Annotated in this window: 13 protein-coding genes; 9 read left to right on the top strand and 4 right to left on the bottom strand. The window is 67.6% G+C overall.

Translation table 11 applies throughout. The features are described from left to right. Positions 1 to 9: 9 nt before the first annotated feature. The 3 genes from TPAU_RS18115 to TPAU_RS18105 are packed head-to-tail and all read left to right on the top strand — an operon-like array spanning position 10 to position 3,516. Positions 10 to 903: a phosphoribosylaminoimidazolesuccinocarboxamide synthase gene (locus TPAU_RS18115; protein WP_013128196.1), complete on the top strand. Its 894-nt coding sequence runs from the start codon at positions 10 to 12 to the stop codon at positions 901 to 903. After that, positions 900 to 2,990: a S9 family peptidase gene (locus TPAU_RS18110; protein WP_013128195.1), complete on the top strand. Its 2,091-nt coding sequence runs from the start codon at positions 900 to 902 to the stop codon at positions 2,988 to 2,990. The genes TPAU_RS18115 and TPAU_RS18110 overlap by 4 nt, the downstream gene beginning before the upstream one ends. A gap of 10 nt (positions 2,991 to 3,000) precedes the next feature. Further along, positions 3,001 to 3,516, top strand: coding sequence for a hypothetical protein (locus TPAU_RS18105; RefSeq protein ID WP_013128194.1), 516 nt, complete (start codon positions 3,001 to 3,003; stop codon positions 3,514 to 3,516). A gap of 62 nt (positions 3,517 to 3,578) precedes the next feature. Here TPAU_RS18105 and TPAU_RS18100 read toward each other — a convergent pair whose 3' ends face one another. Further along, on the bottom strand, positions 3,579 to 5,189 hold the full coding sequence (locus TPAU_RS18100; RefSeq protein ID WP_013128193.1) for a DHA2 family efflux MFS transporter permease subunit: 1,611 nt from the start codon (positions 5,187 to 5,189) through the stop codon (positions 3,579 to 3,581). Beyond that, positions 5,186 to 5,680 carry a MarR family winged helix-turn-helix transcriptional regulator gene (locus TPAU_RS18095; RefSeq protein WP_147291109.1) on the bottom strand — a complete coding sequence of 165 codons (495 nt, stop codon included), beginning with the start codon at positions 5,678 to 5,680 and terminating at the stop codon, positions 5,186 to 5,188. The genes TPAU_RS18100 and TPAU_RS18095 overlap by 4 nt, the downstream gene beginning before the upstream one ends. Before the next feature lie 81 nt (positions 5,681 to 5,761). Here TPAU_RS18095 and TPAU_RS18090 point away from each other — a divergent pair, with 81 nt between their 5' ends. Together TPAU_RS18090 and TPAU_RS18085 are read left to right on the top strand one after the other, a co-directional pair. Continuing rightward, entirely contained in the window at positions 5,762 to 6,253 is a 492-nt protein-coding gene (locus TPAU_RS18090) for a glutathione peroxidase (RefSeq protein WP_013128191.1), read from the top strand. Between the two features lie 70 nt (positions 6,254 to 6,323). Continuing rightward, positions 6,324 to 7,022 (top strand): DUF2334 domain-containing protein, encoded by a 699-nt coding sequence (locus TPAU_RS18085; RefSeq protein WP_013128190.1) that lies wholly within the window; start codon positions 6,324 to 6,326, stop codon positions 7,020 to 7,022. A 3-nt stretch (positions 7,023 to 7,025) separates the two neighbouring features. Here the strand turns inward: TPAU_RS18085 and TPAU_RS18080 are convergent, their stop codons facing one another. Next, a complete protein-coding gene (locus TPAU_RS18080) occupies positions 7,026 to 7,673 on the bottom strand; it encodes an MBL fold metallo-hydrolase (protein ID WP_013128189.1) in 648 nt (215 codons plus the stop codon). Positions 7,674 to 7,757: 84 nt separating this feature from the next. Here TPAU_RS18080 and purS point away from each other — a divergent pair, with 84 nt between their 5' ends. From purS to TPAU_RS18060, 4 genes are read left to right on the top strand one after another with little or no spacing between them, the layout of a single operon-like run. Then, complete coding sequence (purS, locus tag TPAU_RS18075; protein WP_013128188.1) at positions 7,758 to 7,997, top strand: phosphoribosylformylglycinamidine synthase subunit PurS; 240 nt, start codon at positions 7,758 to 7,760, stop codon at positions 7,995 to 7,997. Next, positions 7,994 to 8,671, top strand: coding sequence for a phosphoribosylformylglycinamidine synthase subunit PurQ (gene purQ / locus TPAU_RS18070; protein ID WP_013128187.1), 678 nt, complete (start codon positions 7,994 to 7,996; stop codon positions 8,669 to 8,671). Before purS ends, purQ begins: the two co-directional genes overlap by 4 nt. Beyond that, positions 8,671 to 9,924 carry a M18 family aminopeptidase gene (locus TPAU_RS18065; RefSeq protein WP_013128186.1) on the top strand — a complete coding sequence of 418 codons (1,254 nt, stop codon included), beginning with the start codon at positions 8,671 to 8,673 and terminating at the stop codon, positions 9,922 to 9,924. Before purQ ends, TPAU_RS18065 begins: the two co-directional genes overlap by 1 nt. Before the next feature lie 56 nt (positions 9,925 to 9,980). Continuing rightward, positions 9,981 to 11,462, top strand: coding sequence for an amino acid permease (locus tag TPAU_RS18060; RefSeq protein WP_013128185.1), 1,482 nt, complete (start codon positions 9,981 to 9,983; stop codon positions 11,460 to 11,462). On the opposite strand, the gene TPAU_RS18055 is transcribed toward TPAU_RS18060, so the two are convergent. Beyond that, positions 11,463 to 13,664, bottom strand: a complete 2,202-nt coding sequence (locus tag TPAU_RS18055) for a molybdopterin-dependent oxidoreductase (protein ID WP_013128184.1) — start codon at positions 13,662 to 13,664, stop codon at positions 11,463 to 11,465. Positions 13,665 to 13,713 lie beyond the last annotated feature (49 nt).

The raw sequence follows: 13,713 nt of genomic DNA, 5'->3' as shown, positions 1-13,713 counted from the left end.
GCTGGGGGAGTGCGTCCTGAACTGAGCGAATACACGCCGATCTATTCGGGCAAGGTCCGTGAGCTCTACGCGGTCGACGACGAGCACCTGCTGCTCGTCGCCAGTGATCGGATCAGTGCCTACGACTACATCCTGGACTCGCAGATCCCCGATAAGGGGCGCGTGCTCACGGCGATGTCGGTGTTCTTCTTCGACGCGCTGGGAGTGCCGAACCATCTCGCCGGCCCGGCCGACGATCCGCGGATCCCCGAGTCGGTGCTCGGTCGCGCGCTTATCACCCGACGCCTCGACATGGTGCAGGTCGAGTGCGTGGCGCGTGGTTACCTCACCGGCTCCGGTCTGAAGGAGTACAGGGCGAACGGCGAGGTGTGCGGGGTTCCGTTGCCCGCCGGGCTGGTCGACGGCAGTCGCATCGATCCGCCGATCTTCACTCCCGCCACCAAAGCGGCCGTGGGCGATCACGACGAGAACGTCTCCTTCGAGCGGGTCGCCGCCGACGTCGGCATCGACCTCGCCACGCGGCTGCGCGAGCTGACTCTGGACGTGTACTCCCGCGGCGCGGATATCGCCCGCGACCGTGGGATCCTTCTGGCCGACACCAAGTTCGAGTTCGGTCGCACCCCGGGCGGGGAACTCCTCCTCGCCGACGAGGTGCTCACTCCGGACTCGTCCCGTTACTGGGACGCTGCGCTCTACCAGCCGGGGAGGGCGCAGCCCAGCTTCGACAAGCAGATCGTCCGGGATTGGCTCACCGGGCCCGATTCCGGCTGGTCCACCGATTCCGGCACTCCGCCACCGCCGCTGCCCGACGATGTCGTGGCGCGCACGCGGACCCGATACATCGAGGCCTACGAACGCATCTCGGGTCTGAGCTTCGCCGACTGGCCGGGAGCCGCCGCATGACCGACGCCGTCCAGCCCGTCGCCAAGAAGGTTCCCAGTGAACGGACCTTCCACGGCGACACCGTGACCGACGACTACGCCTGGCTCGCCGACACCTCGAACGAGGAGGTGCTCGACTACCTCCACCGGCACAATGCCTACACCGAGGCTGCGACGGCGACGCAGGAGCCGCTGCGCCAGAAGATCTTCAATGAGATCAAAGCGCACACCCAAGAGACCGATATGTCGGTCCCGCAACGTCGCGGTGGCTATTGGTACTACGCCCGCACCAAGGAAGGCGCCCAGTACGGCATTCACTGTCGTGCACCGATCACCGGACCCGACGACTGGTCGCCGCCGATCCTCTCCGATCAGCCGCTCCCCGGCGAGCAGGTGGTGATCGACCTCAACGTGGAGGCCGAGGGGCATGAGTACATCGCCCTCGGTGCCGCGTCCGTCTCCACCGACGGCGAGTTGCTGGCGTACTCGCTGGACACTTCCGGTGACGAGCGATTCACCTTGCGCGTGCGCAACATCGGCACCGGTGAGGTACTACCCGATGTGGTCGAGGGCGTCTTCTACGGCGCCACGTGGGCACCCGATTCGCGGCACCTCTTCTACACCACCGTTGACGATGCCTGGCGCGCCGACAGTATCTGGCGCCACGAGATCGGTTCCGGTGCAGAGGATGTACGCGTCTTCCACGAGACCGATCAACGGTTCGGTGTGGGCGTCGGGCTCACCCGCAGCGAGCGCTATCTGATGATCGCCGCATCGTCGACGTTGAGCTCCGAGACCTGGGTCCTCGAGGCGACCGATCCGACCGGCGAGTTCCGCGTGCTCATCCCGCGACAAGAAGACGTCGAGTACTCCGCGGAGCATGCCGTGCTCGACGGCGAAGACCGGTTCCTCCTGCTGCACAACCGCACCGGCATCAACTTCGAGCTGGTCTCCGCGCCGGTCGACGCACCCGAGGACTGGACCGTCGTCGTGCCGCACCGAGACGACGTGCGCCTCGAGTACGTCGACGCCTACGCGCGCACCCTGGCGCTCGGCTACCGCCGCGCAGGCCTGCCCCGCCTCGCGCTCGCCGAAGCCACGACAGCACCGTCGTTCACCGAATGGGATCCGGGCGAACCGCTCGCCAACGTGGGCCCCGCGGCGAACCCCGAATGGGACGCGCCGCGCCTGCGCCTGGCGTACGAATCGTTCGTGACGCCGGGCACGGTCTTAGAACTCGACGCCGCGACCGGGGCGTCGACGGTGCTCAAGCGCGTCAACGTGCCGGGCTACGACTCCGCGCTGTACACCGCGGAACAGATCTGGGTGAGTGCGCGCGACGGCGCCGAGGTCCCGGTCTCGGTGGTGCATCGCAAGGACATCCCCGCGGGCGCCGCTCCGACCCTGCTCTACGGCTACGGCTCCTACGAGGCCACCCTGGATCCGTGGTTCTCCGTGGCCCGGCTCTCGCTCATGGATCGCGGCGTCGTGTTCGCCGTCGCCCACATCCGCGGCGGGGGCGAAATGGGGCGCGCCTGGTACGAGCACGGCAAGCAGCTGGAGAAGACCAACACCTTCACGGATTTCGTGGATGTGGCTCGGCATCTCGTCGACGCGGGGCGCGCGGCCCCCTCGAAGCTGGTCGCCATGGGCGGCAGCGCGGGCGGTCTTCTGGTGGGTGCCGTCGCGAACCTCGCGCCGGAATTGTTCTGCGGCATCGTCGCCGACGTTCCCTTCGTGGACCCGCTCACCTCGATCCTCGATCCGTCGCTCCCGCTGACCGTGGGGGAGTGGGACGAATGGGGTAATCCGCTGGAGAGCGCCGAGGTGTACCGCTACATGAAGGCCTACTCGCCGTACGAGAACGTCGAGGCCAAGGCCTATCCCGCGCTGCTGGTGACCACCTCGCTCAATGACACCCGCGTACTCCCCACCGAGCCGGCGAAATGGGTCGCGAAACTCCTCGATCACACCACCTCCGGTGAGCAGATCCTGCTCAAGACCGAGATGGTCGCCGGCCATGCGGGCGTCAGCGGGAGGTACGCCAAGTGGCGGGAGACCGCGTTCGAGTACGCCTGGGTCCTCGACAGGCTGGGTGCGGCCCAGTAGCTTCGTTCCCATGAAGTCTGCATTCGCAACAGTCCTGGCGGGTGCGGCCGTGCTCGCGGTCGCCGTGCCCGCCGCGGCGGCCCCGTCGCCGAATCCGGCACCGACGCCCACGGTGCCGCATCCCGCTGGCCCCAAGGTCACGTACTCCTACATCGGGCCGTCGACGGCTCCCGACTACCATCGCGAGTACAGCATCGTGGTGCACGACTCGAACGCGACGGTGCTCGCCGGGGGCTACGGCACCGTCGACCGCTCGGAGAAGCCGACCGCGACCGACAGTAAGCGGCTCGATTACCCCACGATCCGCGCACTGGTGCAGTCCGCGGGATCGCTGCCTCCGTCGGCGACCGGTACTCCGTGCCCCGGCGCCTCGACCTACCGGGTGAAGTACGAGATCGGCAAGGCGGCGCCGCGGGAGACCGTCGCCTACAGCTGCGCGATCGGTGACGCCGGGAACGTGGAGGCGCTCAAGCGCTACATCGCGCCGGTCGAGTCGAAATTCGATATGGAGCGCCTGCTGAAGTAGGCCCGCCGACGAGAAGTGCCCGGCCCCTTAGGGGACCGGGCACTTTTCGTATCAGGCGATGATCAGTGCGGGACGACCATCTGGCGCTCGGCGGCACCGGTGTCGGCGTCCTGCGTGCGGGGCAGGAAGAACGCCGGGATGATGCACAGCGCCACCAGGACCGCGGCCACGAAGTACGTGTTTCCGAAGGCCTCCGCCGCGAACGGCAGGTTCTTCTCGAGGAAGGCGTGGAAGCCGGGCTCCGTCATCTGGGCGATGCCGGCCTCGCGGGCCGCCGGAGTCGCGTTCTGGCCGAACGCGGCTGCGCCCGACGCGACCTCGCCGCCGGTCGGCAGCGGCATCTTCGGTCCCGCGTTCGAGAGCCAGTTGGTGAACAGCACCGAGAAGATCGCGGTACCGATCGACGCCGAGACCTGCTGCACGATATTGGTCAGCGTGCTGCCTCGCGAGATCGATTCCGGTGCCAGGGTGCGGATCGCGGCCGACATCGTGGGCATCATCGTCATACCCATACCGAGGCCCTGCACCAGCAGCGAGCCGCAGATCAGCCAGTAGCTGGTGTCCACCTCGAGCTGGGTGAACACGACCATGCCCAGGGTGATCAGGGCGAGACCGGTCATGACGAACTTGCCCGGGCCCATCTTGTCGGTGAGCACGCCGGCGACCGGCATCGTCATCATCGCGCCGAGACCCTGCGGTGCCAGCAACAGGCCGGCCATCAAGGTGGTCTCGCCACGGATGCCGATGAAGTACTGCGCGTACAGGATCGAGCTGCCGAAGAAGGCGATCGCGAACATGGCGAAGGTGATCATGGCCACCGTCATGTTGCGGTTCTTGAACAGCCGCAGGTCGAGCAGCGGCAGTTTGGCGCGCAGCGCCCAGAACACGAAGCCGATGATCAGCACCAGGCCGATGACGGTGGTCCAGATGACCCGCGGTGTGAACGCGGTGCCATCGATCCGCTGCGCCTCCGGGATGGAGGAGACACCGAACAGGAACAGCGCGAGACCGGGCGAGAGCAGCAGGAAGCCCACGAGGTCGAACTTCTCACCCTGGGCCGGCTCGTCCTTGGGCAGCACGAACCAGGCGTAGGCGATCGCGAGAACGCCGATGGGCAGGTTGATCAGGAAGATCCAGTGCCACGAGAAGGCCTCGATCAGCCAGCCGCCCAGGATGGGGCCGCCGATGGGGCCCAGCAGCATCGGGATGCCGAGGACGGCCATGACGCGGCCGATGCGCTCCGGGCCCGCAGCCCGGGTCAAGATCATCATGCCGAGCGGCATCAGCATGCCGCCGCCGAGACCCTGGATCACGCGGAACAGGATCAGCATGTCGATCGAGGTCGCGGTGGCGCACAACACCGAACCGGCGACGAACATCGCGGTGGCCGCCATGTAGAGGCGCTTGGTGCCGAAGCGGTCGGCGGCCCAACCAGTCAGCGGGATCACCGCGGCCAGGGCCAGGGTGTACCCGGTGATGGTCCAGGCGACCGTGGCCGGGTCGCTGCTCCACTGGGACTGGAAGGTGTTCTGGGCGACACCGACGATCGTCATATCGAGGATCGACATGATCGCGCCGAGGACGACCACGCCGGCCACCATCAGCACGCGACGGTCGAGACCCTCACCCGCGTGCGGGATCTGGCTCTTGTCGAGCGTGTTATCGGTACTCATGCGTTCTCTTTCATAGCGGTGAAAAAGGGGTTCGGGGGGATCAGGCCCTGGTCGAGGATCTCGGCCATCACGTCGTGCAGCCGCACCCGGAGCTCCTCGGGGAGGCGCTCCGCGAAACCCAGCACCTCACGGTGCTTGTCGCTGATCGCGGCCGCAAGTGTTTTTCGGCCGAGATCGGTGATGGTCAGATTCTTGATCCGGCGGTCCGAGGCGTCCTCACGCCGATCCACCATCTCGAGCTGAACAAGCTTCTCCACGTTCCGTCCCGTCGCGGCCACGGAGAGTCCCAGATCATCGGCGATGCGGTTGATCGGCTGGGGCTCCTCGGAGCCGGCGAGTTGGAGCAGGATGTGGAACTGGTGCGCGGTGATGTCCGAGGACAGCATCGTGCCCAGGCTCTCCTGCGTGACGTTGCACATGAGGCGGCCCATGAACTCCGCGAAGACCTCGGTGAGGGCCTCGGGAGACACGTCCCTGGAAGTTGCTTGCACCCCAAAACGGTAACTCTGGCGCAACCATTGCGCAAACGAGATAGATGTGTTCTGCGTTACATCCGGCGTACTGTGGCGGCCATGACCGCCCTGGATTCCATCGCTCTGACCTCTCTCGACGGTTCCGCCACCTCGCTCGCCGAGTACGCGGGACGCGCCGTGCTGGTGGTGAACGTGGCCAGCAAGTGCGGGCTGACCCCGCAATACGCGGGCCTGGAGGCACTCGCGACTCGGTACGCCGACCGTGGGCTGACTGTGCTCGGCGTGCCGTGCAACCAGTTCGCCGGGCAGGAGCCGGGCTCCGCCGAGGAGATCGCCACCTTCTGCTCCACCACCTATGGTGTGACCTTCCCGCTGCTCGAGAAGACCGACGTCAACGGTGACGCGCGTCATCCGCTCTACGTGGAGCTGGCCACGACCCCCGACGCCGAGGGGGAGGCCGGCGACATCACCTGGAACTTCGAGAAGTTCCTCATCGCGCCGGATCACGTCACGGTGCAGCGGTTCCGGCCGCGCACCGAGCCCGAGTCCGACGAGGTGGTCGGCGCGATCGAGGCCGTCCTCCCGAGCTGACCGCGCGCCGTTCAGCGACGCGCAACCTTTCGGTCCCCGAACAGAAATCTGGGCGGCCCACACTACGGCCATGAGCTCGCCGCTGTACGTCTCCGTTTCCAGCCTCTCCGACTCGACCCGACGCGAGGCCCAACGGTTCGCGGAACAGATGGACGAGCGAGGTGTTCGTGTCTCGCTCCTGGTCGCGCCGCGGCTGAAGGGCAAGTACCGGCTGCTCGACGATCCCGCGACCCAGGCTTTCCTGCGCGAGCGCCGCGCGGCGGGTGACGCGATCGTGCTCAACGGCTACGACCAGGCCGCCACCAAGCGCCGCCGCGCCGAGTTCTCCACTCTCGGCGCACACGAGGCGAAGCTCCGACTCGCCGCCGCTGATCGGGTGCTCGAACAGATCGGCCTGCGTACGCGCGTGTTCGCCGCGCCGCGGTGGAACGCCTCGACCGGTGCCCTGCTCGCGTTGCCGGGCGCGGGGTTCCGGGTGAACCTGGGCTACACCGCGATCACCGACCTCACGACCGGGACAGAGGAGAAGGCCCGCGTGCTCGGTATCGGCGACGGATTCCTCAGCGAGCCCTGGTGGTGCCGAGCCCTCCTCACGCAGTCCAATCGCATCGCCCGACGGGGCGGAACGCTGCGGCTCAGCGTGGATGCCCGGCGGCTCGCGTCGTCGACCGTCTCACGCACCGTGCTCGATGCAGTCGACCTGGCGCTGCATCACGACGCGGTTCCGCTGGTGTACGAGCACCGCGCGCGGGCCCTCGTTGCGGCCTAGAGCCTAGAAATCGGCCGACTCCTCTGTGCCCACCCGGACCACCTCGGCACCGTCGGGCCGCATCTCGGTGAGCCGGCCGAGGTAGATCCCGTCGCCCTCGGCGGAGAGCAGCGCGTCGTGGATCGGAACCGCGGCGGTCGGCGCGACCGCGCGGAAGAAGTCGATCGTCTCGCTGATCTTCGCCCACGGCGCACTGACGGGAAGCCCGAGAACGTCGACGTGCACGTCCTCGGGCACGTGCAGCGCGTCGCCCGGGTGGTAGAACCGCGCCGGCCGGGTCTCGTCGCCGAGCAGGAACGACGTGTTGTCGATCTGCGGGATGTCCGGGTGGATGATCGCGTGCCGGCCACCGACCGCGCGCGCGATGAGATTGCCGATGCCGTAGTCGTGGCCCGGGACCGCGGCGATCCAGCGACCGCCGCGCTGCGCTGCGGTGGTGGGGTCGGCGAACAACTGAGCCTGCGGATTCGCGTCGACGAGCGCGTCGATCCGCGCCGGATCGATGTGATCCGGATGCTGGTGGGTGACCACGATCGCGTCGAGTCCGGTGATCCCCTCGAAGCCGTGGGAGAAGTTGCCCGGATCGAAGAGCACCCGGGTCTCGGACATCTCCACGAGGACGCAGGAATGGCGGAAGTGGGTCAGGCGCATGGTCCCAGTATGCGCCGGTAAACTAACGCCGGACAGCGCGATCGACACCCCGAGCGCGTTTCGATACTTCGTGAGGAGCCGCACGTGGCGCGGATTGTGGTGGACGTGATGCCGAAGGCCGAGATCCTGGACCCGCAGGGGCAGGCGATCGTGGGCGCGCTGGGCCGCCTCGGATTCCCCGGGGTCTCGGATGTGCGGCAGGGCAAGCGGTTCGAGCTGGAGGTCGAGGGCGATCTCAGCGACGAGCAGCTGCAGCAGATCGCGGCCGACGTGCTCGCCAACACCGTGATCGAGGACTTCACCGTCACCCGGGTGAACGCATGAGTCCCAAGGTCGGCGTCATCACCTTCCCCGGGACGCTCGACGATGTCGACGCCGCGCGGGCGGTCGAGCGGGCCGGTGGCGAGGCCGTCGCGCTCTGGCACAAGGATCACGACCTCAAGGGCGTCGACGCCGTCGTCGTCCCGGGCGGCTTCTCGTACGGCGACTACCTGCGCGCCGGCGCCATCGCCTCGCTGGCACCCGTGATGACCGAGGTCGTCGAGGCCGCAGGCAAGGGGATGCCCGTGCTGGGCATCTGCAACGGCTTCCAGATCCTGTGCGAGGCGGGCCTGCTGCCCGGTGCCCTGGTCCGCAACGAGGGGTTGCACTTCATCTGCCGCGACGAGTGGCTGCGTGTCGATAACACGAACACCGCGTGGACCTCGCGCTACGAGCCCGGGGCCGACATCCTCATCCCGCTCAAGTCGGGCGAGGGACGGTACGTGGCCGATGAGGCCGTGCTCGACGAGCTCGAGGGCGAGGGCCGCGTCGCCTTCCGGTACGCGGGCGGCAATCCCAACGGTTCGATGCGCGCCATCGCCGGTGTCACCTCCGCGAACGGTCGCGTCGTGGGTCTCATGCCGCACCCCGAGCACGCCACCGAGGCGCTCACCGGCCCCTCCGATGACGGGCTGGGCATCTTCTATTCCGTCCTGGACGCGGTGCTCTCCGTCTGATGGCTGCCACCGCCGAAGGTCTGTGCGCGTTCGTCGACGCGTCACCGTCGCCGTTCCACGTCGTGCAAACGGTGTCGCTGATGCTGGAGGAGGCGGGCTTCACCCGGCTCTACGAGCACGACCCGTGGTCCGACCTCGGCAGGCACTACGTGATCCGCGGCGGCTCGATCATCGCCTTCGACGCAGGCGCGGCCGATGGCGAACGGTTGCTGCCGTTGCGGATCGTCGGCGGACACACCGACAGTCCGAATCTACGGCTCAAGCAGCACCCGGACCTCGTCTCCGAGGGCCTCGCCCAGGTGCGCCTGGAACCCTACGGCGGGGCGTGGCTGAACTCCTGGCTCGACCGTGACCTGGGCCTGTCGGGTCGGGTGGCGACGCCCGACGGTGAGCTGCTGGTCCGGATCGACGATGCGTTGCTGCGAGTGCCGCAGCTCGCGATCCACCTCTCCGAGAACCGTAAGGGTGTCGAGCTCGATCCGCAGCGGCACGTGAATGCGATCTGGGGCCCGGCGACGGGCACCGGATTCCTGGACTTCCTCGCGGACGCGATCGACGTCTCCCGCGGCGATCTGCTCGGCTTCGAGCTGATGACGCACGATCTGGCACCGTCGGCCCTGGTCGGCGCCGCAGGCTCGCTGGTTTCCGCGCCGCGCCTGGACAATCAGTGCACTTGCTACGCCGGCACCGCGGCCCTCATCGCGGCGGCGGGCGGCGATCAGGCCGTGCCCGTCCTCGCGCTGTTCGACCACGAGGAAGTGGGCTCGGGCTCCGATCGCGGCGCGGGCTCGGAATTCCTCCCGACGGTGCTCGAACGACTCGCCCTGGCGCTGGGACTGGACCGCGAGGACTACCTGCGGATGATGAGCGTGTCGGTGTGTGCATCGGGTGATATGGCGCACGCGACGCATCCGAACTACCCCGATCGGCATGAGCCCGGGCACCGCATCGAGATCGGCGGCGGCCCGGTGCTCAAGGTGAACCAGAACCTCCGGTACGCCTCGGATTCGGTGGGCGAGGCCGTGTTCGCACGCGCCGCGCAGCAGGCCGGGGTGCCGCTGCAGCGGTACGTGCACCGCGCCGACCTGCCGTGCGGATCGACGATCGGTCCGATCACTGCGACCCGCACGGGCCTGACCACGGTGGACGTGGGCGCGCCGCAGCTCGCGATGCACAGTGCCCGCGAGCTCATGGGAGCCGCGGACGTGCCGCTGTACGCGGCGGCGCTGGCCGGATTCCTCGCTCCGCAATGACTGCGGCGCTCCCCGAGTGATCTGGGTCTCCGGCGCGTCGATTAGTGTTCTGAGGCATGACTTCTTCGCCGCAGACACCTGCGACACCGTCGAGCCCGGACGATGGTGAGCACCTGACCCGTGCCCTGAGCAACCGCCACATCCAGCTCATCGCGATCGGCGGCGCCATCGGCACCGGTCTGTTCATGGGCTCCGGCAAGACCATCTCGGTGGCGGGGCCGTCGGTCATCCTCGTGTACATGGTGATCGGCTTCATGCTGTACTTCGTGATGCGGGCCATGGGTGAATTGCTGCTCAGCCGTACCGGTTACCGCAACTTCTCCGATTTCGCCGGAGACATCCTCGGCCCGTGGGCGGCGCACTTCACAGGGTGGACCTACTGGTTCTGCTGGGTGGTCACCGCGGTGGCCGACGTGGTGGTGATCGCGTCGGTGTACATCACGTTCTGGGCCAAGGATATTCCGCCGTGGATCCCGGCAGTCGTCGTGATCGTGCTGCTGATCGGCCTGAATCTGCCCACGGTGCGGGCGTTCGGTGAGACCGAGTTCTGGTTCGCGATGATCAAGATCATCGCCATCGTCGCGCTCATCATCGTAGGTGCCGTGCTCATCATCACCGGCTTCGAGCACGACGGTGCCCGTGCTTCGCTCGCCAACCTGTGGGAGCACGGCGGTGTGTTCCCGCAGGGCTTCATGGGGTTCGTGGCCGGCTTCCAGATCGCCGTCTTCGCCTTCGTCGGTATCGAACTCGTGGGCACCGCCGCCGCTGAGACCAAGAATCCCGAGAAGAACCTGCCGCGCGCGATCAACGCGATCCCGATCCGCATCCTGCTGTTCTACGTGGGCTCGCTGATCGTTCTCATGTCCGTGGTGCCCTGGGACCGATTCAGCAAGGACGAGTCGCCGTTCGTCATGCTGTTCACTCTCGCCGGGCTCGGCGCCGCCGCGCACCTGGTGAACGCCGTCGTGCTCACCTCAGCCATGTCCTCGGCGAACTCGGGTATCTACTCCACCTCGAGGATGGTCTACGGGCTCGCCACCGAGGGCGATGCACCGCGCATGTTCGCCAAGCTCTCCAGCCGCAAGGTGCCGCAGAACGCCCTCTTCCTCACCGGTGTGATGCTGCTGTCGTCGGTGGTGCTGCTCGGTTTCGGCTTGGACAAGTCCGCGGGCTTCACCGTGGTCACCACCGTTTCGTCGCTGTGCTTCATGTTCGTCTGGACGATCATCCTGGCCAGCTACCTGGTGTACCGATCACGGCGGCCGCAGGCGCACGCGGAGAGCAGGTTCAAGATGCCCCTCGGCACCGTGATGCCGTGGGTGGTGTTCGCCTTCTTCCTCTTTCTGCTGTGGGCCTTCACGCGCGAGACCGACACCCTGCAGGCCATGCTCGTGACACCGATCTGGTTCCTCATCGTGGGTATCGCGTACCTGATCCTGCGTCGCAATCCCGAACATCAGGCCGCTCGCGAGGCCTTCGCGGCGAAGGTCGAGGAGGAGAAGCGGGCCGCAGAGCAGTGGCGCGCAGCCAACGCCTGATCAGGTATGCGCCGCACCGGATTCGGCGGGTGCGGTGTGTTCCGCGGTGGCCACCGGCGTCACCCGCACCCAGGTGTCGTTGACGGCGGAGTTACCGGAGATGCGATCCACGCGGGAAGGATCGTGCAAGAGGTTCACGTTCTGTCCGGCCAATGCACCCGCCACGCGCCATCCGGTGCCGCGGTGGCCCCAGCCGTGCGGGATGGCCACTGTGCCGCTCCGGATCTCGTCCGAGATCTCGAGTGCCACGTCGATCGTCCCGGTGGTCGAGGTGACGGTCACCGTCTCCTCGTCCGTGACTCCGCAGCGCTGCGCATCGTCGGGATGCATGAGGACGGTGCACCGGTTCGATCCGGTGACCATCGTGGGCACGTTGTGCAACCAGGAGTTGTTGCTGCGCATCTGTCGGCGCCCGATCAGCTTGAGGTCGAAACCCTCATCGGCGCGCGTGTGCGAGCGCCCGGCGAGCGCATCGGGCAGGAGTCGCTTCGCCTCGGCGAGAAAGGACTCGGGCGCCAACTCCACTGTGCGGCTGCGGGTTGCGATCACGTGACGCAGACGGGGTTTGAGAGCGCCGAGGTCGATCCCGCCCACGCTCTCGCGCATGCGCTTGATGGTGAGGCCGCGGCGGCCGCGCCGGAGCACCCCGTAGGGGCCGAGCGCGATGGGCAGTGCCAGCATCCGCTCGGGGGTGAACAGGTCGGTGATCCGGCGCAGCGGTCGGCCGAGGAACCGTCGCGCCGGGACCGGCAGCACCTCCAGGATCAGCCGGTTGAGTATCTGCCAGTCGTCGAGGCCGCCGGCGGGCTTGTCCAGGATCTGATGGGTGTACCGCGCGTTGTCCCGGACGCTGAACGCCGCCACTAGTAGGTTGAAGCCGCCCCGTTCGAGGTGGGAGATCGGCGGCAGGATGAAGTCCGCGTGCCGGGTGGTCTCGGTGAGATAGATGTCGACCGAGACCATCAGGTCCAGGTCTGCGAGCGCCGCGTCGAGGCGCCCGCGGTGGGGGACCGACGAGACCGGGTTGCCGGCGTAGGTGATCATCGATCGCACCCGACCGGGACCCGGCACCGTGAGTTCGTCGGTGAGCGCGGCGATCGGGAGTTCGCTGCGGAACGCGGGGTAGCGGCCCGAACGATCGGTCCACCGGCCGTAGGCCACGGGGATGAACTTGGCGAAGCGCGGCACGTCGACCGGCGGTGTCGGGAACATCATGCCGCCGGGCCGGTCCAGGTTGCCGGTCACCACGTTGATCGCGGAGATCAGCCACGTCACCAGGGTGCCGGTCTGCTGCTGGCAGATACCGATTCGGCAGTACATCGCGGCCGAGCGCGCCGCCGCGTGCTCGCGGGCCAGTTGCATGATCGTCTCGGCGGTGACACCGGCGAGCGGTGCCATCGCCGCCGGTGTCGCCTCGGCGACGAGCGCCCGAAGGTCGGCGGCGCCGCGGGTCGATCGGGCGAGAACGGTCTCATCGCAGAGATTCTCGGCGAACAGGACATGCAGCACTGCCATCAGCAGGTACACATCGCCGCCCGGTTCTACGGCGACGTGCTGATCGGCGAGTTTCGCGGTCTCGGTGCGGCGGGGGTCGATCACGACCACCTTCCCGCCCCGGTCGCGGACGGCTTTGATGCGTCGCTTCGCGCCCGGCATCGTCGAGAGCGAGCCGTTGGAGACCGCGGGGTTGGCGCCTACGATCACCAGCCGGTCGGTGCGGTCGATATCGACGACGGGCACCAGCACATTCGAGCCGAGCATCCGCCAGGCGGTGAACTCGTGTGGGTACTGGTCGATCGACGAGGCGGTGTAGAAGTTGGGCGTGAGCAGGGCGAGTCGCAGCGCGAGGCCGTTGGCGACGCTGGTGTTGTGAGCTGCGGGGTTGCCGAGGTACATCGACAGTGCACGGAGGCCGTGTTCCTTGCGGATCGCGCGCAGCCGCTGCCCGATCTCGTCGAAGGCCTCGTCCCAGCCGACCGGTTCGAACTTCTCGCCCACGCGGCGCAATGGCGTGCGGAGTCTATCGGGGTCGTGGTGCAGGCCGCCCATCGCTGTGGCCTTGGGGCAGATGTAGCCCTTCGACAAGATGTCGTCCGGATCGCCCGTGATGCGGGTGACCTGGTCGTTCTCATCGGTCGTGACCAGAATTCCACAGTGTGCCTCGCAGAGGCAGCAGTGCGTGGGACGGGTGGTAGTGGGCATGGCTACTCCTTGGTCTGCCGCATCCACGGTAGCCGCCCGATGGGCGCGC

Source organism: Tsukamurella paurometabola DSM 20162, from assembly GCF_000092225.1.
GTDB lineage: Bacteria > Actinomycetota > Actinomycetes > Mycobacteriales > Mycobacteriaceae > Tsukamurella > Tsukamurella paurometabola.
The sequence above is the reverse complement of the archived record's forward strand: the minus strand, read 5'-3'. Positions and strand labels throughout refer to the sequence as shown.

Coding starts and splice junctions, on each gene's coding strand:
- TPAU_RS18080 (WP_013128189.1), bottom strand. CDS start 7,673: ATGCGCCTGACCCACTTCCGCCATTCCTGCGTCCTCGTGGAGATGTCC.
- TPAU_RS18090 (WP_013128191.1), top strand. CDS start 5,762: ATGACCGCCCTGGATTCCATCGCTCTGACCTCTCTCGACGGTTCCGCC.
- TPAU_RS18105 (WP_013128194.1), top strand. CDS start 3,001: ATGAAGTCTGCATTCGCAACAGTCCTGGCGGGTGCGGCCGTGCTCGCG.
- TPAU_RS18055 (WP_013128184.1), bottom strand. CDS start 13,664: ATGCCCACTACCACCCGTCCCACGCACTGCTGCCTCTGCGAGGCACAC.
- TPAU_RS18060 (WP_013128185.1), top strand. CDS start 9,981: ATGACTTCTTCGCCGCAGACACCTGCGACACCGTCGAGCCCGGACGAT.
- TPAU_RS18085 (WP_013128190.1), top strand. CDS start 6,324: ATGAGCTCGCCGCTGTACGTCTCCGTTTCCAGCCTCTCCGACTCGACC.
- purQ (WP_013128187.1), top strand. CDS start 7,994: ATGAGTCCCAAGGTCGGCGTCATCACCTTCCCCGGGACGCTCGACGAT.
- TPAU_RS18065 (WP_013128186.1), top strand. CDS start 8,671: ATGGCTGCCACCGCCGAAGGTCTGTGCGCGTTCGTCGACGCGTCACCG.
- TPAU_RS18100 (WP_013128193.1), bottom strand. CDS start 5,189: ATGAGTACCGATAACACGCTCGACAAGAGCCAGATCCCGCACGCGGGT.
- TPAU_RS18110 (WP_013128195.1), top strand. CDS start 900: ATGACCGACGCCGTCCAGCCCGTCGCCAAGAAGGTTCCCAGTGAACGG.